Annotated in this window: 14 protein-coding genes; 9 read left to right on the forward strand and 5 right to left on the reverse strand. The window is 54.2% G+C overall.

From position 1 onward, the window contains the following. Window positions 1–13: 13 nt before the first annotated feature. Window positions 14–1,360: a hemolysin family protein gene (locus OZX72_RS00230; protein ID WP_277158480.1), complete on the reverse strand. Its 1,347-nt coding sequence runs from the start codon at window positions 1,358–1,360 to the stop codon at window positions 14–16. Window positions 1,361–1,734: 374 nt separating this feature from the next. Here OZX72_RS00230 and OZX72_RS00235 point away from each other — a divergent pair, with 374 nt between their 5' ends. Continuing rightward, a complete protein-coding gene (locus tag OZX72_RS00235; RefSeq protein WP_277158481.1) occupies window positions 1,735–3,840 on the forward strand; it encodes a leucine-rich repeat domain-containing protein in 2,106 nt (701 codons plus the stop codon). 35 nt (window positions 3,841–3,875) lie between these two features. Here OZX72_RS00235 and OZX72_RS00240 read toward each other — a convergent pair whose 3' ends face one another. After that, window positions 3,876–4,883, reverse strand: a complete 1,008-nt coding sequence (locus OZX72_RS00240) for a LacI family DNA-binding transcriptional regulator (RefSeq protein ID WP_277158482.1) — start codon at window positions 4,881–4,883, stop codon at window positions 3,876–3,878. 511 nt (window positions 4,884–5,394) lie between these two features. On the opposite strand from OZX72_RS00240, the gene OZX72_RS00245 reads away from it, so the two are divergent. The 4 genes from OZX72_RS00245 to OZX72_RS00260 all read left to right on the forward strand — a co-directional run bounded on the left by OZX72_RS00245 (window position 5,395) and on the right by OZX72_RS00260 (window position 10,850). Continuing rightward, entirely contained in the window at window positions 5,395–6,648 is a 1,254-nt protein-coding gene (locus OZX72_RS00245) for an ABC transporter substrate-binding protein (protein ID WP_277158483.1), read from the forward strand. An 18-nt stretch (window positions 6,649–6,666) separates the two neighbouring features. Further along, entirely contained in the window at window positions 6,667–7,632 is a 966-nt protein-coding gene (locus OZX72_RS00250; RefSeq protein WP_277158484.1) for a sugar ABC transporter permease, read from the forward strand. 2 nt (window positions 7,633–7,634) lie between these two features. Next, window positions 7,635–8,549 (forward strand): carbohydrate ABC transporter permease, encoded by a 915-nt coding sequence (locus tag OZX72_RS00255; protein WP_277158485.1) that lies wholly within the window; start codon window positions 7,635–7,637, stop codon window positions 8,547–8,549. Window positions 8,550–8,687: 138 nt separating this feature from the next. Continuing rightward, window positions 8,688–10,850: an alpha-galactosidase gene (locus OZX72_RS00260; RefSeq protein ID WP_277158486.1), complete on the forward strand. Its 2,163-nt coding sequence runs from the start codon at window positions 8,688–8,690 to the stop codon at window positions 10,848–10,850. A gap of 132 nt (window positions 10,851–10,982) precedes the next feature. Here OZX72_RS00260 and OZX72_RS09465 read toward each other — a convergent pair whose 3' ends face one another. Further along, the gene (locus tag OZX72_RS09465; RefSeq protein ID WP_348519681.1) at window positions 10,983–11,756 is read right to left on the reverse strand and encodes a carbonic anhydrase; all 774 of its coding nucleotides are present in this window, start codon (window positions 11,754–11,756) and stop codon (window positions 10,983–10,985) included. 598 nt (window positions 11,757–12,354) lie between these two features. Here OZX72_RS09465 and OZX72_RS00270 point away from each other — a divergent pair. Together OZX72_RS00270 and OZX72_RS00275 are read left to right on the forward strand one after the other, a co-directional pair. Further along, window positions 12,355–12,918, forward strand: coding sequence for a redoxin domain-containing protein (locus OZX72_RS00270; protein ID WP_277158487.1), 564 nt, complete (start codon window positions 12,355–12,357; stop codon window positions 12,916–12,918). A gap of 38 nt (window positions 12,919–12,956) precedes the next feature. Then, entirely contained in the window at window positions 12,957–14,774 is a 1,818-nt protein-coding gene (locus OZX72_RS00275) for an FAD-dependent oxidoreductase (RefSeq protein WP_277158488.1), read from the forward strand. 139 nt (window positions 14,775–14,913) lie between these two features. Here the strand turns inward: OZX72_RS00275 and OZX72_RS00280 are convergent, their stop codons facing one another. Beyond that, entirely contained in the window at window positions 14,914–16,152 is a 1,239-nt protein-coding gene (locus OZX72_RS00280) for a Fic family protein (RefSeq protein WP_277158489.1), read from the reverse strand. A gap of 336 nt (window positions 16,153–16,488) precedes the next feature. Continuing rightward, window positions 16,489–19,350 (reverse strand): phosphoenolpyruvate carboxylase, encoded by a 2,862-nt coding sequence (locus tag OZX72_RS00285; RefSeq protein ID WP_277158490.1) that lies wholly within the window; start codon window positions 19,348–19,350, stop codon window positions 16,489–16,491. Between the two features lie 437 nt (window positions 19,351–19,787). Between OZX72_RS00285 and OZX72_RS00290 the strand changes: the two genes are divergently transcribed. Next, on the forward strand, window positions 19,788–21,074 hold the full coding sequence (locus OZX72_RS00290; protein WP_277158491.1) for a DUF4143 domain-containing protein: 1,287 nt from the start codon (window positions 19,788–19,790) through the stop codon (window positions 21,072–21,074). Window positions 21,075–21,636: 562 nt separating this feature from the next. After that, window positions 21,637–23,529 carry a threonine/serine exporter family protein gene (locus OZX72_RS00295; protein WP_277159432.1) on the forward strand — a complete coding sequence of 631 codons (1,893 nt, stop codon included), beginning with the start codon at window positions 21,637–21,639 and terminating at the stop codon, window positions 23,527–23,529. The last annotated feature ends 3 nt before the right edge of the window (window positions 23,530–23,532 follow it).

Here is a 23,532-nt window from a genome sequence, read left to right on the forward strand (position 1 = left end):
GAAGTCTAATGTTCTAGTTTTGCCTGTTTAAGTCAGCATCATCAAGACCGCTTTTGCGGACCTCGATAGTTTCGATACGACGACCGTCGACCTTGGTGACCACCATGTCATAGCCGTCGTCGGAGTGGAGGGTCTCGCCCACCTCGCCCATACGGCCGGTGTGCGCGAGGAAGTAGCCGGCGACCGTTTCATAGGGGCCGTCTTCCAGCTCGATGCCGGTGAGGTCGGCGAAGTCCTCGATGGTCATGCCGCCGTCGACTGTGGCTACCCCGTCAACGAAGGCGGTTTCGCCGTTGCGGCCGTCGCCTACGCCGTTTGCTGCGCTGCTGCCGTTCTCTTCCGGCAGATCGTATTCGTCACGGATATCTCCGACCAGCTCTTCTGTCATGTCTTCCAACGTCACGATGCCGTCGGTTCCGCCGTATTCGTCGATGACGACGGCCAGGTGAATCCCGCGTTTGCGCAGCAGTGCAAGGCTCGGCAGTATTTTCGAAGTGCCAGGCAGCGAAATGCCTTCGCGCGTGACATCGGCCACGGTCTTGGCGTTCGGGTTGCGTACGTCGAGCAGATCGCGGACGTGTACAAAGCCGAGCACGTCATCGAAATCCTTGCCGGTGACCGGGTAGCGCGAATACGGCATTTCGCGCACGTATTTCGCCGCCTCCTCGATCGGCTGCGAGCCCTCCAAGAAGACCACGTCGGCACGCGGCCGCATCACTTCCGCCACAATGGTTTCCGAGGCGTCGAACACGTCGTCGAGGATGGTGCGCTCGTCCTTGCTCAGGTTGGTGTTGGAATTAACCAGCACGCGCAGTTCCTTGTCGCTGACTTCGGTTTCGGTTTGGCTCGGGTCGAAGCCCAGAAGTCGCACGATGCCGTTGGTGCTTTTGCCGATAAGCCAGATAATCGGGCGGCAGATACGAGCGAAGATATCGACCGCGGGCACCGCGGCGCGTGCGATCTGTTCGGTGCGTTGCATGGCGATGCGCTTCGGTACCATTTCCGCGATGACGATGTCGCAGAACGAGATGATCAGCGTCAAGACGATGGTGGTGCCAGGAGAGGCGATATGGTGCGGAATTCCCCAGCTTTCCACAACCGGCTCGACCCAAGGTGCGATGGCGGATTCACCGAACGATGCCGAGAAGAAGCCCGAAAGCGTTACGCCGATTTGCACGGTGGAAAGGAAGGTGTTCGGGTCCCGCGCGATTTTGGCGACTTTCTGCCCGCGCGCATCCTCCTGCTCCATCTCGTCGAGCTGCGAGCCGCGCAGGCTCACCAGGGCGAGCTCGGTGCACGAAAAGACGCCGCCGATGATCAGGAAGACGAAAACGAAGACGATATCTAGGGCCAAAGACATGCTTTCAGTCTAGAAGAGCGGCGAGTCATTACCGTGTTTTTGAGCATCCGTACGTCGTATTGCGCTCAGAGTAAATCACCTGGAGTGCCGATGTGATGCAATATTTGTTCCGAATTCAAGAGATGGCGGCATGATTTTTTGCTTATAAACAGCAAAATTGCTGAAAATTACGTCGATATATAATACAATAATTCGTCATTGGGGGATTCTTTGCTGAGAACGATTTATGGTTATCGTGCTCTCAGCGATTGCTGACATCGCGAGTGTAGTGTGCGTTCGCATGACACGTTTGGGGCGCGATGTGCAAGGCCGCCGGAAAGGGGCATATCGTGCGGACGCGGATGCATAAATGGTTGTGGATAACCATGTGTCTAATGCTGCTGGCTTTATGCCTTGGCGTGGCCTTCTTTGCTTTGTGGCAGACACCTGTTTTTGGCAGTTACGTGGATGGTGCAGTCGCAAAGGACGCGTCATCGGTTTCGACCCCGCAAACGATGTATGCGGTATCGGTGAGGGATAACCCCACGGTAACGTTCAAGACCCAGATGGATTCTAGTGGTGTTGCTGCCAGTCATCCGCCAATACTGTCGACGGAGACGGTGACCCCTGGCGGCCACGTGTCTTCGGTTCCATCGCCACCAGACACCTATAACCAAGGTATCAAGTTTATGGGCTGGGGCGTGAGCAAAGACAGCACGGATGCCAGTGGTGAAGGTAAGATGACCGCGTTTGACGCGGCGGCGCCAGTCACTGGTGACGAGACGGTGTGGCCGATGTGGGGTTATGAAGACACTTCGGCCGGGCACGAGTGCATCATGGGTATTGATACGGTCGCCACATGCTTTCCCGACCCGACGTTGGCGAACGCGGTAGTCAACGCGGCGCAAGCGACTGACGCTCACCAAACCACGGATATCTGGACGTTGCGCGACGCGTTGCACTTCGGTGATTTGAATTACAACACGGCGCCGGGGCATGATCTGGACGATACCGCGCTGAATATCTCCGAGCTGGATGGTTTGCAGACGCTCACGGGCCTGGGGCGGTTGCATATCAGCAATGTTTCTGGGAACACGCTTAATGCCCATAGCTGTGATCTGCATCAGCTGAAATATCTGGATAAGATGGAGAATCTCTTCGCGAATGGCGACGGGATAACCGACGTGAGCAATCTTTCCAGAATGACACATCTGCAAATCCTGTATCTTGCAAATAACAGTATTTCTAACCTGAATAGCCTTTCCAGATTGTGGGATTTGCAGGTCCTGAATTTAAACAACAACAATATTTCCAATCTCTCGGGCTTGATTGTGTCTCCCACTGAGCATCTGGACAGGCTCACGGAGCTGGATCTCAATAACAATGCAATCGTTGATGTGTCGCCTTTGGCTCCGCTTACCACATTGAACACGTTGAAGCTTCAGAACAACCAGATTCAATCCATCGCTTCGCTGGCGCCGTTGCAGGGAATGTATTCGCTATATCTGGACAACAACAAGATCGACGATATCAGCGTCATCGACGATGCGCATTTTCACTGGTTGGGCATACTCGGATTGTCAAGTAACAAGGTCGGTGACGTCAGTTCCTTGCGCGACGTAACCAGTCTCAAGAGATTGTGGTTGCATCACAACGACATTTCGGACGTGTCGCCATTGGCTGGGTTGACGAACCTAACTGTGCTTTATATCGGCAGCAACCACATCCGCGATATCTCTTCGCTGAAAAATCTCACGAAATTGAACGGTGGCACCAGCAATAGTTGCGATTTCGGGAATTCCAGTTTCTGCGCCGATAACCAGACAGTGACATTGACGGATACGTTGACGGCCGATCCGGGACTGTCGATGCCTACGGCAGTGACAGTGGCCAAGGCCATTGACGGCTCGGTGGCCGGGGCGGCTGTTGAACCGACGTCCAGCTCGCCGACTTCGCCAAGCTTGGGCCAATTCGATGCCGACCACCAGCAGGTGACATGGGCCGGTCCGATGCCCTTCAATGCCGACAATTCCGCGAAATCCTTACAGCAAACGTTCTCCACCGATGCGCAATTGCCCAACACCACGGGAGCCTTTTCGGGCACTATCACCGAGCTGTACAAGGTCGCGCAGCATACGGTAACGTTCGACCCCGCCGGCGGCACGTTGCCGTCCGAACAACCGTCGTCGGTACAGGTGCATAGCGGCTACAAAATCACCGCGCCTACTGCAGAGCCTTCGCGGGACGGCTATTATTTCGCGGGCTGGACCTGTGCGGCGAACACCATGGGGATGTGCAGCCAAGGAGACTCTTTCGACTTCGCCAATACCGCGGTAATCAAGGATGTGACGTTAAACGCCAAGTGGGGTGAGTTGGCAGACTCGATACCACTTACTGGGGCTTCATACAAGGATTATGTGCGTCGCGGCGGGCTAGCCGTTACTTTATTAGGGCTGGCTGTGGCTTGTGAATTATTGAGAAGGCGTACCGCTGGGCGGTGATGCGGCGATTGGCAAATTGCCTCAGTGGCCGCAGCTCATTGTGTTTTCATATTGCAGCCACAAGACTGTCGAATCACCAGTTTCGCCTCGAGTAGATGTCGGGTGGGTTTGGAATTAGGGCCTATGGCGGCTTCCAATGCGAGTCGAGCTATTTCTTGAGGGTTCTGTTGAATTACTGTAAGTTCTGGGTATGTATATTGTGAGTCGATTGAGCCATCAAAAGATATGATGGCTATCTCTTCGGGTACTCGTATATGACGCTCGTGCAATGCGCGCAGTGCGCCCAAGGCGATGAGATCGGAACCAGCGAATATTGCAGTGGGTCTGTCTTTAAGGTCGAGAATTTTTAGCATCGCTTTATACCCGCCGATTCGCGAAAATTCAGTGTGTTCAATATGTCCTGCAGGCAGACCTTCGTTTTTGAAAGCTTGATACCAACCATTGATGCGTCCGTCGCTTATTCCATTGCTTGATTGGCCAATTATCATGGCGATATTGGTATGTCCATGTTTGAAAAGATGACTCATGCCTAACTGGACTGCTTTGGTGTAGTCAGTGGCGATTGTCGAGACATTCGGCACTTTCCTATCGATGTCGAAAATGACCAATCGGCAGTTCTCGTTCGACGGTGTAAATAACGTAACGTTTTCGCAGGGAGAAATGAACAATGCCTCTACGTTACGGTTCATGAGTTCTTTAATGACTGCTTTTTCCTTTTGCAGTTCGCTGTGCGACGTGGCAAAAAGCATGGAATAGCCCTTTTCTGCGGCCATCATCTCTAATTTTTCGTAAATACTCAGTGCAAAAGGATTAGTAAAATCATTGATGACTGCTCCAAGGGTTTTGGAATTGCCAGTCCGTAGGGCGCGTGCGATTGAATTTGGTTGATAATGGAGTTTCGCAGCAGCATCTCGGACTTTTTGTGCTGTTTGGGGTGATACATTTCGTGGACCGTTATTGAAAACATAACTGACTACTGCAGTAGATACGTTGGCTAGATTTGCAACGTCATTGCGTGTAGCCTTACCCGTTGTTTTCCCCATCAAGCATCCTTTCCACAGCAATTGCAGTTACTTGTTATTGTAGAAGGCAGGGCCAATTTCCTTTCAAATTCAAGAGAATAAAAAATCTACACGAAGAGCTAATACGGAATACATTATGCTTGATAGAAATGATATTTTCGGAAAAACAACGATTTGGAGATAGTTGAGAGTCTCGCTTTTACAATTTTTTTGATTTTAGATTGGGATATTCGTAGATAAAGTAAAAAATATTTAGGTCGATAAATTCTTAATAAGCTTTATAAATAAAGGGTTTTGAAGAATAGGACCGACATCAGATATCTGTTTAATACCAGCATCTACGAGAAAAACGAAGGTTAGATCGGCTGTTCTTGCAAACGGTTAGGGTAAGAAACGCCATGCGATAGAGCAATTTGCAAAGCTTAATCTACACGTGTAGCCTTATGAATGTCGATTACAGCGACAGTGGTTGTTATTTGTCGTAGTAACCGATTTGGATGCAATAAACATCAAATCACGAAGAGGTGGAAGGATGAATAAATTCAAAGTAGCGGCTGCTGTCGTTTGCAGCGCATTGATGCTGACCCCTTTGGCGGCATGCGGAGGCTCGAATTCGTCTTCGACCCACACTGTAGAATTCATGACGATGCAGGGTAACGGAACGCCTCGTCTGAAGATTCTGCAGAAGATGGCGAAGAAATTCGAGAAGGAAAATCCCAACATCAAGATTAAGGCGGAAGCCAGTTCCGACAACGCCGAGAATGATATCAAGGTCCGTTTGGCTGGTCACAACCCGCCTGATATGTGGTCTACGCATGGTTGGTCACGCGACCGGTATGGCAACTTCCTCGAACCGTTGCAGAACAGGCCTTGGGCGAATCAGATCAAGCCAATCTGTGACGATTTCCTGAAGGATAAGAAGGGCAATATCTATGCTCTGCCTGCTGATGTGCAAGTTTCAGGCATCATGTACAACAAGACGGTACTGCAACAGGTCGGTGTCGACCCCAAGGGGATTTCCACATGGGATGATTTTGAGCAGGCTTGCAACAAGGTCAAGGCTGCTGGTCTGACTCCGATTGTTTCTTCCCCAAAGGATTTCGGTATCAACGGTGACATCGCCGATTACCTGTTGCCGGGCCTCTACACCAAGGAAGACTTAGCGCAATTGAAGAGCGGCAAGTTCGATACCAAGACCTATGAGCAATATACTTCGATGGTCAAGAAGTGGGCTGATTCAAAGTACTTCAATGAGGATTATGTGTCAGCTTCCGCAGATGATGTGTCGCGCTATATGGCATCCAACAAGGCCGCCTTCTTCCTGCGTTCCAATACTTTTGGCCAGATGATGGAATCGCTGAATCCTGATGTCAAGCTTGGTATGATGCCGGTGCCTTCAAAGGTCGGAAAGCCTTACTTCTCGGTAGGCGAGGAATTCGCATTCGGTGTTTCCAAGACCAGCAAGAACAAGCAAGACGCCTTGAAGTTCCTCGATTTCTTGGCCAAGCCAGAAAATATGAAGGAGTTGGTAAAAGTCAGCATGAACGATTCGGCGTTGAAGAACGTGCCTGCTGCGCTGGGGCAATTCCAGGATACCTATGATTACTGGGTCAACGAAAAGAAGACGAGCAAGGTTCCGTTCTTCGATCGCAAGTATCTTCCAAATGGTATGTATATCACCCTTTCCAAGTCCACCGACGGTCTCATCACCGGGCAGCTGACCCCGGAGTCGGCGGCCGAGCAGGTCAAGACCTCGTTCAACAGCCTGTATGGGCAGAAGTCCTGACTTCAAGGAGTGACGATCGTGACTAGCGAAAAATCTCGGCAAACTGAGATGGCTGGTCCGTCAGCGGACGCCGCGGAACCGTTGCCTAGGCCGAAGAGCCGAAACAACGGTTCGCGGCGGCGGTTCCGCGGCGCGGCTGTCAATCTTTTCTACCTGCCCGTTGTAATTGTCCTGGTAGTTTTCATCATCTACCCACTGATTTCGGGCATTGCTCTCTCGCTGACCAATTGGGACGGCTATAACGCGACAAAAACCTTTGTCGGTCTGGCTAACTACAAACGAATCTTCAGCGATGGCAACTTCGGTACCATTCTCATCAACACGTTCATCTACGGTATCGGCAGCACGGTGATTCAGCAGGTTTTGGGCCTGGCGCTCGCGTTGCTGCTCAATGCCAAGATTCACGGTAAAATGCTGATTCGCGCCATTATCTACCTGCCGGCGTTGGTTGCTCCTGTGGTGATGGGTATTATGTATTACTTCATCTTCCAGTATCAGCAAGGTGCATTGAATCAGATTCTGGTCTGGTTGGGCCTGCCGAAAGTGGCATGGTTCAACAACGCGCACTTCTCTGTGGCGATTATCGTGCTCGTAAACTCCATCCAGTTCGTCGGTGTCTCGATGATTATCTACCTTTCCGGCCTGCAGACTATGGACCAGGAAGTGCTTGAAGCCGCCGAAGTCGACGGTGCTTATGGCTGGAAGAAATTCTGGAACGTCCAGCTGCCGCTTCTGGCGCCCTCGTTCACCACCAGTGTGGTGTTGAACCTCATCGGCGGCCTGAAGCTTTACGACATCATCAAGGTGTTGACTGGCGGAGGCCCAGGCTATTCCACCAACTCGCTTTCCACCTATATCGGCACGGTTTACTTCGATAACCAAGCCGCCGGTTACGCTTCGGCAATCGGTGTGGTCCTGTTCGTCCTCATTGCGTTGGTCACGTTTGCAGTTAACAAAGGCCTTGCCAAGTTGGAATGGGAGTGATCATGAGCGAGAAAACACAAGCGAAGGCAACGTCGAATGCGAAGGTTTCGCGCGCCCATGAAACGCGTGAGCAGCGTGAACAACGCAAGGAACATAAGGAATACCAGCGCGGACGTTGGGCGATTTACCTCTTCCTAGGTATTGTCATTATCTGCCAGCTATTGCCGTTCTATCTGGCAATAACCACTTCTCTGAAACCTGCGGATGACATGACTTCCGCGCTTATTCCGCGTACTGCGGATTTGGCGTGGAGCAACTGGTCCGCGGCCATCACTGAAGGCGGCATTCTTAAATCAGTTATCAACAGCATCATCGTCACCGTCTGCACCACACTGCTGGTTTGCGTGCTTGGCGCGGCTGCTGCCTACCCTTTGGCGAGAAGGCAGACCCGGTTCAACGGTTTGGTATCGGCGTTCATCCTTTCGATGATGATGATTCCGCCGCTTTCCATTCTGGTGCCGCTCTATACCTTCCTAGTCAACATCAACGCCGCGAATACGTATTGGGGCATTATTCTGGTGCTTACCGCCACGAACCTGCCACTTGCCGTATTCCTCTACACGGCGTTCATCAAGGCGATTCCGCCCGCCATCGACGAAGCGGGAACGATTGATGGCGCCAACAAGCTGCAGGTCTTTGGCAAGCTCATCCTCCCGATGTTGAAGCCGGTGACGGCCACTGTGGTCATCATGACCGGCTCGACGGTCTGGAACGACTACGCGCTTTCCAGCTACATCTTGACCGATCCGGCCAAGCAGACCATAGCCCCGCGTGTGGCTTCGTTCTTCTCGGCGAATACCAACAATCTCGGTATTGCAGCTGCGGCCGCGCTGATCGCTGCAGTGCCTATGGTCGTGGCCTACATGTTCCTGCAGAAGTATTTCATCGCCGGCATGGTTGCAGGTTCGGTGAAATGACGAAAAACGAATGCAGACCGCCGAAACTGATATATTACATTTTTGTGAATGAGGTTTCGGTGGCCTGTTCGTTTCGAATATCTATTGTCGATAATAATTAGTTGAAATTTAAATCAAAACGTTAGTAAAGGAAAAATCATGTTGTTCCCATCCGCCACTTCCCCACAGTGGCCCTTGACCCGCTTGGTCATGGCCGATAGCTCTGTCGGCGACGATTTGCCCGATGTCATCGCTGTTTTCGCGGGTCGTGATGCCGGTGCGTTTGGGCAGGCTGTTGACCAGGACCCGCGTCCGCGCACGTTGTTGGTTGAGCACGCGTTGAATGTGTTCACTCGTCCTGGTTTGCGGGGGCAGCGGATGAGCGGCGACATTTTAACGGATGGAGGGAATGGGAGCGATGATGCAGATGCCAGCGATGATCTGAAAGCCGGGCGTGCCTGGTCGCCTCGATTCAAGATAAGTAAGCCGGCGACAGTTTCCGATGATGTGTTGCGCTATGAAGCGCGCGACGATGACGCAGGGCTTGCGCTCGCAACCGAAGTGGAGGCGCTGAAGGGCGGTTCACTGCGGATCCGCCATACGCTTACCAACGCTGCTTCTGGTCTTTATATGCTTGAAGGCCTTGATGTCCATGTTCCGCTTGGTGATGATATGACCGAGTTCCTTGATTTCTGCGGGCGACATGAGCGTGAGCGGCAGCCGCAGCGGCACCAAGTCGCCGATGGCATGTGGCTGCGCGAATTCCGCAAGGGTAAGCCCGGATACGCTGGCCCGCTGATTGTGGCTGGTACGCAAGGGTTCGATTTCCGTCATGGATCGGTCTTGATGGTACAGGTCTCTTGGAGCGGCAATTCCACTATCGCCGTTGATCGAGACGACGAACAGAGCGTTGGCATCAACGCTGGCGAGCTGCTGCTTCCTGGCGAAATCGTGCTCGCGAAGGGTGAGAGCTATACCACGCCGTGGGTAATGGTGACGGCTTCGAATGAAGGCCTCGACGGTGCTGCGCAAAGTATCCACGCTTGGGAACGTTCTTTGACGACGCATCCTAGGACTCAACCCATGACGCTCAATGTGTGGGAAGCGGTTACGTTCCATCATGATTTCTCCAAGCTCAAAAGGCTGGCGAAGATTGCCGCCGACATCGGTGTCGAACGCTACGTGCTCGATGACGGATGGTTCCATCTACGTCGTGATGACCGTGCCGGCCTCGGGGATTGGTGGGTTGACCCTGACGTTTGGCCCGATGGGCTCAAGCCGCTTTCCGATTATGTGCGCGGGCTTGGCATGGAATTCGGGCTGTGGATTGAGCTGGAGATGATCAACCCGAATTCTGACCTGTACCGCAAGCACCCGGATTGGATCATGCAGGCAAGCAACCGCACGCCGATTGAGCAGCGTCACCAGTTGGTACTCGATTTGACGAATCCACAGGCATTCGATTATGTGTTTGCCGGAATTTCCAAGGTTATTTCGGAAACTGGCGTGGACTATATCAAGTGGGATCATAACCGTTTCCTGCTGGAAGCGGGCTCGAATCTACGCGGCGGAGCCCCGGCGGTGCACGCTCAGACGGAAGCCTTCTATCGCTTGCTCGACAAATTGCGTGCGGCATTCCCCGATATCGAATGGGAATCCTGCGCTTCCGGTGGCGGCCGCATCGATACGGGAATCGTCGAGAAAGTGTCGCGTTTCTGGTGCTCGGATATGACAGATGCCATGAGCCGGCAGAAGATTCAGCGTTGGACGGCACAAACCGTCGCTCCTGAATATATCGGGGCACACATCTCCCAACCGTGTTCCCAGCAGACCGAGCGCACGCTGAGCCTTGCTTTCCGTGCCGCCACCGCCGTGTTCTTCTCCTTCGGCATCGAATGGGATCTGACGCAGGCGAACGAGACCGATTTGAAGGAGCTTGCGACTTGGATCGCTTGGTATAAAGACAATCGCGATTTCCTGCATTCCGGCAAATTCGTGCGCTTGGACCTCGCCGATTCCGCGGTTCTGGGATATGGGGTGGTCGCTGACGACGGTTCGCATGCCATTATCGAGCATGTGCAATATGACGAATCGCGCTCGAACCGCGGCATTTATCTGCGTATTCCCGAGCTCGACGAGAGCGCGCAATATAAGGTTCGTTGGACAGCTCTTCCCCAGCTTTCGGCTCCGCTCGAGTCTTTCGATGCCTACGGGCCATTGGGCGATGTCGCGGTTTCCGGCCAATACCTGATGATGGTGGGTGTGCGCATCCCTCGTTGCCGCCCCGAGACTGAGCGCATTTTCGAAATCGTAAAGCAGTAATCGTTCGCACCGCGCTAGGGTTGCCGGTTTTTAAAAGTAACTAATGAATATTTCTACTGGTTACTTTTAAAAACTGGCAACCCTTATGTTGACAGTCCGAGTTCTGTTGATTTGTGAGATTCGGCGTTTACTTCAGAATGAGAGCACTTCGACCTTGCCGGTGGTCAGCTGGTAACGGGCGCCGACAATGGAGAGACGCTGTGCGGCCAATGCCTCTTGGATGACGGTCGAGCGGTCGACCAGTGCTTCGATGGTGCGGGCGATGTGGACGCGTTCGAAATCGTCGGTGTCGCTTAACGTGGCTTCCTGCGCTGCCAAAATAGAAGCGCCGACTGAGCGTACGAGCACGGATTCGGAGGCCGCGACCAGTTCCTCCATCTTGTCGAACACGTCATCGGCATCCATGCCGGTACGCGCAGCTGAATCTCTGACGAATTCAGAGTCGTCCGGATTGTCGGTGCCGGAGTCAGCGTCATTGTCTTCTGTTGGATGGTCATCATCGTCTGCCGCCGGATCGATTATTTCGGAATCGGTGACTTCAGCGGCAAAGGCGGCGCCCAGGTCGATGTCTGAACCGGAGGCGATGACGTCAAGTTCCGCGACGGCGCTCGCAACAGCTCCGCAATGCTCATGCCCGAGCACAACCAGAACGCTGACGCCCAAGTGCGTCACGGCATACTCCAGCGAGGCGATAACGGCGTCATCCAACGTCTGTCCGGCCGTGCGCACGGTGAACATATCGCCCAACCCCTGATCGAAAATGATTTCCGGCGGAACCCGCGAATCCGAACACGAAAGCACTGCCGCATCCGGCTGCTGCCCGTCGATCAGCGATTCCCTTGTTTCCTTGTCCTGCCAAGGATGCTCGGCTTGCCCGGAAGCGAAGCGCGCGTTGCCCTGCAGCATGCGGCTCCAGGTTGCGTTGGCCGTGGATTCGGCGGAATTGTTATCGTTCTCTTGTGGTTTCTTGGCTGCAGATTCTTTGGAGTTCGAATTATCTGTCATTTGAGATTCCTTCCAAGCGAAAGTGTCTGACAAGCAAAAGTCGTTGGGTCCAACATTACCCTTCCGCCGCGTCACTTTGACGATATTCGGAATTATCGGAAATGTGTGGAAACGAATATGTTCAATGTTGTCGAAAATGGATAGAGTGATATATAAAATAATTAAAGTGCGCAAAATAAATGTTAATAATTCAGACCTGTATTATTGCAATACATATAAAATCGTCTAATTATTCAATGTTTATAGTGATAACTCGTCTGTATCAAACGACTCTTATTGCGGCTGACGAAAAGAAGTGCCTTCAGGCGCATAGCAACTGTCGATAATGCGGTTACCGGCGTTACCATGATGTGGTCACGGCGATAAACGGTTCCACAGGCGCTTTGCAAGGTGCTGGGTTATGGTTACGGACGTTCGCAAAGGGCGTCAAGCGGAACGCATAAAGGCCAGAGTCGCGCGGACGTATAGCATTTGGTTTCGAGGTAAAGGGGTACATGCTATGACCATGCTTCAACACGAATTGACCGATTTCACGGCCAACATCTATCAGGACAACAAGTTCAGCAAGCTCACCAAGGCGGATGTGCTCGGCCATTGGTCCCTGATTTTCTTCTATCCCAACGATTTCAGTTTCGTCTGCCCGACTGAGCTTGAGGATCTCGCCGACCATTACGAAGACTTCAAGAAGGCCGGCTGCGAGATCTACGGCGTTTCGCACGACACCGAGTTCGTCCACAAGGCCTGGCACGAGGCTAACGAGAAGATCGCGAAGATCCAGTTCCCGATGGTCGCCGACCCGACTAACCAGCTTTCCCGCGATCTCGACAGCTACGACGAAGTCAACGGTCAGGCCGAGCGCGGCGATTTCATTCTGAGCCCTGAGGGCAAGGTTGTGGCCTACGAGGTCATTTCCTCCAATGTCGGCCGTAACGCGGAAGAGATTCTGCGCCGCGTCGAGGCCTCGCAGTTCGTTTACGAGCACGGTGACCAGGTCTGCCCTGCGAAGTGGGAGCCTGGCGACGAGACCATCGCCCCGAGCCTCGACCTCGTCGGCCAGCTCTGATTTCCGTCTGTGCGAGTTGAACCGTACTAAAGGAAGCTATGAAGCAACAAGACGATTTGTATGACGTTGTAGTGATCGGCGGAGGTCCTGCAGGGCTTACCGCTGGTCTCTATCTGGCGCGTGCTCGGTATCGTGTGCTTATTCTCGAAAAGGAAGAGTACGGCGGGCAGATCACCATCACCAACGAGGTGGTCAATTATCCTGGTATCGCCAGAATCGACGGACGCACGCTGACCGAAACCATGCGTCAACAGGCGGAGGATTTCGGTGCCGAATTTATGGCCGCCGATGCCACTGGGATTGACGTTCATGGCGATATCAAGACCGTGCATACCAACCGCGGCGACCTCAAAACCTTCGGTATTTTGGTGGCTACCGGCGCCAACCCGCGCAAAATCGGCTTCCAGGGCGAGGCCGAATACGCCGGCCGTGGCATTTCCTACTGCGCGACCTGCGACGGCGAATTCTTCAACGGTATGGAGGTCGTCGTCGTTGGCGGTGGCTTCTCGGCGGCCGAGGAATCCGTGTTCCTCACCAAATACGCCAGTAAAGTCACGATTCTGGTGCGCGGCAGCGATTTCACCTGCGACGCGTCCGTTTCCAACGAGGCCAAGAACGACCCCAATATCGAGATTCATTACAACACCGAGATGAAGTCGGTTTCGGCCGGCGAAGGTGGCTTGGTGAGCGCCGTGTTCCACAACCGCAAAACCGGCGAGGACACGGAATGGAAGCCGAGCAAAGGCAAGAATTTCGGCGTTTTCGTTTTCGCGGGTTATGTGCCGCAGACCGACATCCTCAAGGGTGTCATCGATCTTGACGAGCGCGGATACGTTATTACGCACGATTATCTCGAGACTTCCGCCGCTGGGGTGTACGCTGCCGGCGATCTGCGCGAGAAGAACCTGCGCCAAGTGGTCACCGCCGTTTCCGACGGTGCCGTCGCGGGCGTGGAACTTGAGCGTTACGCCAAGGATCTGAGCGAGAAAACCGGCCTTGTACCGCCGCGTCCAACCAGTTCGAACTACGAGAAGCGTGAGGTCGAACAGGCTAGAAAAGCCGCCAATTCCGGCACTTCCCCGGCCCCGGCTGCCGCGGCTGATGTTGCTGGTGGCAATGGTCAAGCTGCTGGCCCGGTCAAGACCTCCGGGTTCTTTGACGATGCCATTCGCAAGCAGCTCGATGTGGTCTTCGGGCGCATGAGCCAGCCGTTGGTGCTCGAACTTTCGCTCGACAAGACCAAGCTTTCTCAGGAGCTCAAGGGCTTCATTGACGAGCTGGTTTCATTGAGCAGCGGAAAGCTTACTTCCGTCGTTGCGCCTGCGCCCGGCAAGGGCGAGGAAGATGCGGAAGGCCGCGCCAAGTTCGACGTCGAAGAAGTGATGCCGATGGCTCGTCCTTGCGTACGTCTGTGCAAGGTGGGCTCTGACGGATCACCGCAACCTACGGGACTTGCGTTCCACGGTGTTCCCAGCGGCCACGAGTTCAACTCGTTCGTGCTGGCACTCTACAATGCGGCCGGCCCTGGCCAGTCCGTCGACAACGATACCCAGCAGCGCATCGAAAAGCTCGACGCAGACAGCGGCACCACCGATGTGATGGTGCTCGTTTCGCTGACCTGCACGATGTGCCCGACCACGGTGCTTTCTGCCCAGCGCATCGCCGCCGGCAATCCGAAGGTGAAGGCCGAGGCGTACGATATTTCGCACTTCCCCGAGCTGCAGAAGCAGTACGGCGCGATGAGCGTTCCCTGCATCGTTGTCAACAAGACTGAGCTTGACGGCACGACCTCGCAAAAGATCGAGTTCGGCAAGAAGACGGTCTCGCAAATGCTGGATCTTATCGACGAAGCATAGTGTGCAAATTCATTTGACTTGCGAAGTCCGTCTACAGGACTTCGCTTAACCATTCTCAAGACCTCCCCGGCTGATTCCGGCGGAGGTCTTTTTCATCTAGGCTGGCTAAATTTAAGTAAAAAGCTCTCAGACTATTCTGTCAATTTATGCCAAATAATTCGCACGCTTTGCCAGAAAGTTCATAATATATCGGCCGTTTGCCGACGGTAGATATGAGTTCTCGTTTCTCAAGATTCTTCAACCGGTTATCGGTTTTTGACATGCCGATACCCAGAGTTTGCGCGATTTCCGCTTTGGTCAGAGTAGGCTTTCCAGATTGGAAAAGGTGTTGCTGGATCAGTATGTAAAGTATGCGATCTGACGTTATGTCCAGATTTTCGGTTTGTATGTACTGATCTTCCTTGTCGCCGGCAATTTGCAGGGCTGAATTTTTTTCGCTCAGATTTTCATCGAGCTGATGTTGGGCGGTTTGGATGAACCGAAGCATCTGGCACACAAAGAATGAGGTCTCCGAGCAGTTTATCTTTTTCTGGGCTCCTTCAAGCGACTTGTAATACTCCAGCTTGTTTTCGGCGATTACCGGACTTAGCGAGAGTGCAGTGGGTGCGGAAAGATATTCACGCAATTGTAGTGCGAGAAGGAACCTTCCCGTCCTTCCGTTGCCGTCATAGAACGGGTGGATGTATTCGAAGACATCGTGACAGATAATCGCTTTGAGCAGTGAGGGCACGTCGTCTTGGCGTACGAACGCGAGCATTTGGGTAAGTGCGGATTGAATGTTCTCTTCGCCTGATATGCCGCGATGTATCTCCCGGCCGGTTGCCGTATCGTGGACGCCGACGTAGCCTTTGCGGAACAATTTGCCGTCTGGTTCGTCTTCGTCCGCTAGCTCGCCATCCACGACTTTGTCGTAGATGCTGCGGATGGCGCTTAGCGTTTTCGGGAGCTGCAGAGATTCGTCGGTGTAGATGGCCGTATAGAGCTTGGCGAATTCACTGAATCTCGTGTGCGAGGCAGGGTTCTTAACGGATTGCAAGGCTGTGGCGACTTCTTGACGTGTCGAACGTATCCCCTCCATCTGGTTGGTACTCAGCAGTTCCTCAGTTAGTAGACCTTTCATATAGGCATCTTTAGCTACGCCCGGCAGCTCGTTCCACGTTTGCTCGACATGGGTTTCGCGGCGCAGGATGTCGTCGATAAGCATGATCGATTCTTGAGACAGGACAGCGAAGACCTTATGCCGCCCGTCAAGCACAATGTCGGTTGAGAAAGCGGAAGGGAGCCGCAAACGGCGTTGGTATTCCTGCTCGGCGAATTCGACAGGCTGTTGCGTTGTCGAGCTTGCATGGAATTCCGTAGCGATATCGTTATATTTCATAAATACCGATTTCTCTCAAAATCATCATTTAGGTGACTTAAATGATATCTCTAAATGACGATTTTGGCTATTTTCGTACTTTAGAGCGCTAATTTCAGTATTCTAAACATCGATTTTGACTGATTTCGTACTTTAGCAGATGAATTCTGAGGTGCTAAACATCGATTTTGTGCTTTTCGCACTTTAAAATGGTCCAATTAGCTTTTTAACTGTCGATTTTGCGTGAAATCGACAGATAGTTGAAAAATAGGGCATAAGAAAACGCCGCAGGCGAATACCGGATCAATAACGATTCGGAACGTCTGCGGCGCTTTCCTAACTAAGGAAACTACAAACTCAGCCGGTGTTCTGCAGGCCGGCGGCGACACCGGAGACCGTGCAGAGGATGAGGTAGGTGAAGCCGCCGCGCTGTTGGTCGCGGGCAAGCTCTTCGTTGTCCGTCTTCTTCGGGGCAATGGCACCTGCAGTAGGCACCTCGCCGTTGGCCTTCGCCTTGGCGGCCTCGGCATCCTGCTTCTTCTGCAGTTCGCGCTGGCTACGCAGAGCAAGCACCTGAATGACGGAAAGGATATCGACGTACGGCGAACGCACACGGACCGCCTGGCCGAGCACGTGACGATGCTGCAGCGGCCACTGGTCGCCGACGATGGCGAGCACCCACTTGCGGGTGAGCTCCATCTCGTTCAACACCTTGTCGCGCAGGTCGTCGCGGTCGCCCAAGGCCAAGTACATCTTGGCGATACGCTCGTCGGTCTTGGCCAGCGACATCTCGATGTTGTCGATGAACGTGGAGAATACCGGCCATTCCTTGTAAGCGCTGCGCAGCGTCTTGAGGTCGCCGAAATCTTCGCACGCGGTCCCCAAGCCGTACCAAGCGGCGAGGTTGATGCGCGCCTGTGCCCAGGAGAACACCCACGGAATCGTACGCAGGTCGGCGAGCGACTTGGCACCTAGGCCACGTTTGGCAGGGCGCGAACCGATTGGCAGCAGGCCAATCTCGGTCAGTGGCGTCACCGTGGAGAACCACGGGGTGAAGCCCGGCGTATTGAGCAGATCGAGGAAGCGGTTGTGCGCCGAATCGTCGAGTTTTTCGGCCATGCCCCAATACTTCTTGGTCATGTCGGTGTTTGTTTTTTCCATACTCGGAGCGGACTGGAGTAGCGTCGCGGCCGCAACGGACTCGACGTGGCGAATGGCCAGCACCTGGTTGCCGTAGCGGGCGAAAATGCTCTCGCCCTGTTCGGTGAGCTTGAAACGGCAGTTGACGGAACCCTTCGGCTGCGAAAGCACCGCGCGGTTCGCTGGACCGCCGCCACGGCCGACAGCGCCACCACGTCCGTGGAAGAGCGTCAGGTCGATGTCGTGTTTCTTGGCCCACTCCGCGATGCGTCCCTGCGCCGAATGCAGCGCGAGCGTTGCGGTGGTCGGGCCGGCGTCCTTGGAGGAATCGGAGTAGCCGAGCATGACTTCGAGCTTACCGCCGGTCGCCTTCAAACGGGCCTGAACTTCAGGGATCTTGATCATTTCGTCAAGTACGTCGACGCAGTTCTGCAGATCCTGCAGCTGTTCGAACAGTGGGATGACGTCGATGGTCGGCACATCTTCGGGGTTCGAGAATGCCATGCGGTTGAGCTCGTAGACGTCGCGAATGTTCTGCGCGGACTTGGTGAACGAGATGATGTAGCGACGAGCGGCCTTCTGACCGTTGCGCTTCTGGATGGCGCCGAGCGCGCGGAAAGTGTCGAGCACCTCGTGGGTCATCGGCTGCAGTTCGCCGCGTTCGCCGTGCAGGCCGTGCTCGCGGATATCTTCCAGAGCGCGGGAGTGGACGAGCGAATGCTGGCGGAATTCCGTCTCTACAAGATGGAATCCGAAGGTTTGCGCCTTCCAGATGACATCCTGCACCGGGCCGTAAGCCGCGCGCTTGTCGCCGGCAGCTGCCAGCGAACGCTGCACGATCTTGAGGTCGGCGATGAAGTCATCGCAGCTCTTGTACATGAGGTCCGCATCGCGTACCACAGTGTAATGCAAACGGTCGGCCATGACCAGCATGACCGCGCGGTGCATCTCGTGTGAGGAAGTGGCTGCGGCCTTGTCGGTCAGGCGCTCGCTCATTTCCTTCTGGCGGTTCCAAAGGTTGACGAGTTCATCGCTCGGAGGCGTGGTGACGGCTTCCATCGTAAGATTCGTACCGGCGGTACGGGTCGCCTTTTCAAGCGCCTCGATGGCGTGGTCGCTGAACTTACGGGCCACGGCGCGGCTGACCTTGGCAGTGACGTTCGGGTTGCCGTCGCGGTCGGTGCCGATCCAGGAACCAGGATGGAAGAACGCGGGGCACTGGGGCTCCGAGATTCCGGCCTGGTCGCCGAGGATCCAGTCGTCGAAACGGCGATAGACCTGCGGGATGGTCTCGAACAATGTGTTGTCGAAAATGTCGATGATGGTATCGGCTTCCTCAACCGGTGTAGGCTTCTTGGCCCCGATCGGCGAGGTACGGAAGAGCGCGTCGATTTCGTTGTAAAGACGACGGTAGTTTTCCTTCTTGTCGGACCCACCCATCAGCTTGCCAGCACTCAAAAGCGTGGCGATGCGGCGAATCTTGCCCTCGACGGCCTTGCGACGGGCCTCGGTGGGGTGTGCGGTGAAGACGGGGTGGAACTCGAGCTTGTTGAGGAGTTTCTTGGCCTTGGCCGGGCCCATCTCGTTGATGAGCTGGTGGTAGGCGCCGGTCAGCTCGTTGACGGGATCGGTCGCAGCGTCTTCGCCCACGTTCGATTCGCGCTTGTGTAGCACCGAAACACGGTAGTTCTCCTCGCAGAGGTTCGCCAAGTGGAAGTACGTAGTGAGCGCGCGCGCAAGCAGTTGCGCTTGGTGGACGTCCAAGGCGTCAATGACCTTTTCGGCCTTCTCGAGGTTGTCTTCCTTGGGCTGTTCTTTGCCGATGGTCTCCGCGTAATGTTCGGCGCTCGCTTTGACGGCGTAGTCGCGGACCGTATCGAACGTGGAAAGCAGATCCTTGTCGTATTCCCCAAGCACGGTGCGCAGAATTTCAAGGCAGAGTGCGAGATCGTCGTTGAGCGATTGGGGAAGATCACGTTCCTCGGGGCCTTTGGTCCCTACTCCGGAAGTGAAAAGCGCGGCATCGGGCTGCGTGATCGGTTGATTGTTGGCTGGCTGTTTTTTAGTTTTTTTAGCCATTCAGACCTCCTTCAAACCAAGCTTCCGGTTGTTCGATCTGTTGGCATTCCGCGGCTCCTCCGCGGTTGTGGTGCCATCTGTTGCGAACCCAAAGCCATTGCTTGGTGAGTCCGGTTCGATTGTAGGGTGACCTAATCGACATTTAAGTAACGAAATTTAACAATGGTCATATTGCGGACGGATTGGTTGCGTTATGCGGGTTTGTGGCCGAGGTTTCGACGATTTTGCGACGGTGTAGATGGGTTTAGTTGTTTTCGCTGTTATATCAAGGTTTTCGGCACTGCGTTTCCAGAGTTGGACCGTTTTCATTTCCAGAGTTGGCATTTTAGAATTGACAAAGCCTCGTTATGCCTTATCAAAGTTGGTTCAAAATGTAAGATTTAAATGGTGTAAAATGTAAGATGAAAATGGTGTAAAATGTATAATGGAGGTATTGCATGACTCTCCAGCCGAAAACTTACAGTCCTCGGCTTATCGACGGAAAGATAAGCAAACTGCTTGATGTATTCGGTGCAGTCCAGATTGACGGTGCGAAATGGTGCGGGAAAACATGGTCCGGACTTGCTCACGCGAATAGCTCTACCAGTTTGGATGATTATCGGGTGAAGCCGTTGGCGCAGGCCGATCCTACGATGCCGCTTCTTGGTGACAAGCCGCACCTGATTGACGAATGGCAGATTGTTCCGTCGGTCAGGGACGCGGTGCGTCACGCTGTCGATCAAGAAGCCAACCGGCCGGGACAATATTTATTGACGGGTTCCAGCGCTCCTCCGATGGAACAGTATGAACACAGTGGCGCTGGTCGTATCGCGCATTTGCGTATGCGTCCGATGAGTCTGTATGAGCAGGGGCTATCCAGTGGTGAAGTCTCTCTTCGTGATTTGTTTGACGGTAAGTTCACGCCTGCTTCGACTTCCGTTTCCCTGCAAGAGATTGCGGAGTGGATTTGTCGTGGCGGCTGGCCGTCTTCGCTTGGCCGCAGCTTGGATGATGCGCTGTATATCCCCCCGCAATATTTGCAAGCTGTCGCCGAAGACAACGCACCACGAATGGGCAAAGACCCTGAAATGACCCGTCGAATTATCGCTTCTTTGGCGCGTAACAACGCAAAAGCGGCGACGATAACGACGCTGAGCCGTGACATGTATGCCGACGATTCGTCGGATAATGAGCCGGCGAGGAGCACGACGCAGAGTTACGTAGATATGCTGACCTGCGAATATCTGATTGAGGAACTGCCCAGTTGGGACGCTCCGGTGAAATCACGTAACCGTATGAGGGTCAAGCCCAAGAGATATTTCGTCGACCCGTCTTTGGCGGTTTCGGCGTTAGGCGTCAATCCCGAAAGGCTGTTGGGTGAAGGGCAGGTTTTCGGCGATATGTTCGAGAATCTTGTGATTCGTGACCTTCAGATATACACGTCTTCCTGGGTCGGGCTGGAAAATCCACGTGTGTATTTTTATCGCGATGACAAAGGCCTGGAAGCTGACGCGATTATCGAGCTGACCGACGGACGCTGGGCGGCTATCGAAATTAAGTTGGGCGAAAATGGTGCCGCTAAAGGTGCTGAATCACTGATGAAAGTTCGCCACAAAATTATAGCGAATCCCTATTCACAGACGCAAGAACCGGTATTTCTTATGGTTGTTGTAGGGAATGGTGCGTTCGCCTATAAGAGAGACGACAGCGTTTACGTTGTGCCGATTACGCTGCTTGGGGCGTGATTGTCGGTAGCAATGTGCAGCTTGATTATCGGAATTTGAAAAAGCAAAGAGATGTTAAAAATTTAGAGGCGGAGTGCTAAAAATGGGATATCGGGATATGTCAAAATTTATATGATTTATTGATATCTGTTACATTCCAATGAAGCTTGAGCGCAGAGAACTCGGCTTATTGGGTGTGAGAGACACTTGGGAAATGGCGAGAAGGCGTCGAAAGACGATAGGGGAAGTCGATATGGCGATGAATGATGCGGGCTCGTTTGATGACGACGGCATGGAAAAGCACGAGGAATCCGACAAGGACGAGGACAGGGATTCCGGTATGGACGCGGTGGCCGAGGACATCGAGAAGACGGTGAACAGCGACGAAGACGAAGCTGAAGACGAGGGCGATTCCGGACTCGAGGACATTTTTGGGAGTTTGGACGAATCCGATTCCGAGGAATACCGGCGGGTGGCTGAAGCGGTGGCTTCGATTGACGATGGCGATGTTAGGGGCGATGGTGACGATTCCAGCGCTCGCGGCGACCATCGGGCCAAGGTACACGACCGGCTGACGCATTATATGCCATTGGATACCGCAGACATCGAGCGCGATTGGGATACGCCGGTGGTAGACGCCGGCATCGCCGCGAAAGCCAGCATTATCGCGCGGGTTGGGCTGCTGGATTTGCGCGCGGGTACGGGAAGTTTCCGCATTCATGAGCTGATGCATCGAATCGGCTACCCGCTTGGTGTCCACGTTCGTGCGAACATCAACCTTACGGATATGGATGTGTCATGTAGCGACGGCGTCAGTAGGATTACGCAGGTTGTCGATTTGCCGACAACCGGAGTCAATACGGAGCGTATCTGGCTCCTTGAGCATTTCGCAGATTGGTTCAGCGTCAATATCGGTGAGCCGGGGACGACCTATCATGCGCAGACCTCGGTTTCGACCGCAATGGTTCAGCAGCTTGGCAACCCGGAAGCCCAGCGTTCCGTGCTGTCGGCCACGCAGAAGGCCCACCGCGAGCTTGAGAAACGCAAACGTGTCCACGACAAGGCCGTCAAGCGCGTCAAAGAGCGCGGTTTCCGCCCGCCGAAAGGCCAGTACGCCGAGCATTTTGAGCACATTGGCAAAACGCGCGAGGACGTCGCTGCCGAACAGGCCGCAGCGGCTGAAGCGCAGGCTAAAACCGAGGCTGCCTCGGCGCAAAGCCAGATTCACAATCGGTCGCGAGTCGTTGCGGCAATTTCAGATTCAGCTGTTCATGCCCGAAACGTTACGGCAAATAACAATCGAAAGAACGATTCTGGCCAGATTGGCAACGGCTCTGTAAGAATCGATAGTAGCAATGCCAATAATGTTATAAATGAGAACGCCGGCAACGCCAACGCTGTCAGCCCTTCTGCCGCAATAAAATCGACGAGTTCTAAATCCCAGGCCGAGCCCAAAGCTACTACCAACGCCACTGCAAAAGCCAACCGCGGCATCACCGTGCGTCAAGCGCACGAACGGTTGAGCCTTATTCAACACCGCAAGCCGCTATACACACCTTGGTTCTCGGGCCTCGCGTCGGCCGTGGCATGCGCATGCTTCGTGTTCCTGCTCGGCGGCGGTCCGTTCGACATGATCGGCGCGTTCGTGGGTGCGGGCATCGGTCATTGGGTTCGTCGTCGGCTTTTCATCTACCATTTGAACCAATTCTTCGTCACCTTCGTCGCTGTCGCCGTGGCCGCGTTTGCCTGCATCGGCACGTTGCGTTTCATCGGGTTTTTCGATCCCGTTGCGCTGCGTCACGACACCGCCTACATCGGTGCTATGCTCTTCGTCATCCCTGGTTTCCCACTGATTACCGGCGGTCTTGACATCGCGAAAATGGACCTGCCCAGCGGCATCCAGCGCCTGGTCTATACGATGGCGCTCATTTTGATGGCCACGCTCGCCGGCTGGATGGTGGCGACCATCGTCCACCTCAATCCGCAAGGCTTCGAACCGCTCGGCCTCAACCCGTGGGTCAATACCGCTCTGCGCGCGCTCACCGCGTTCGGTGGGGTCTGGGGCTTCTCGGTGTTGTTCAATTCGCCGCAACGCATGTGCTTCACTGCCGCCTTTATCGGCGCAATCACAGACACGTTGCGTCTGACCGTGGTCGACATGGGTATGCCGCCCGAGGCCGCCGCGTTCCTGGGCGCAATGCTTGCCGGCCTGCTCGCTTCGGCTTGGCGTTCGTCGGTGCGTCACGGCTTCTTGCCGCCCTACCTTGGCTATCCGCGCATCTGCCTGACCGTCCCGGCGATCGTCATCATGGTGCCCGGCCTGTATATGTACCGCGCGATGTTCTACCTCGGCCAGTTCGACACCTTGAATGCTCTCGACTGGGCCTTCCGCGCCTTCATGGTCATCCTCTGCTTACCCATCGGCCTCGCGATGGCCCGCGTCATCACTGACAAATCCTGGCGCTACGACGTGTGACGG

It is taken from the genome of Bifidobacterium sp. ESL0769, from assembly GCF_029395495.1.
Lineage (GTDB): Bacteria > Actinomycetota > Actinomycetes > Actinomycetales > Bifidobacteriaceae > Bifidobacterium.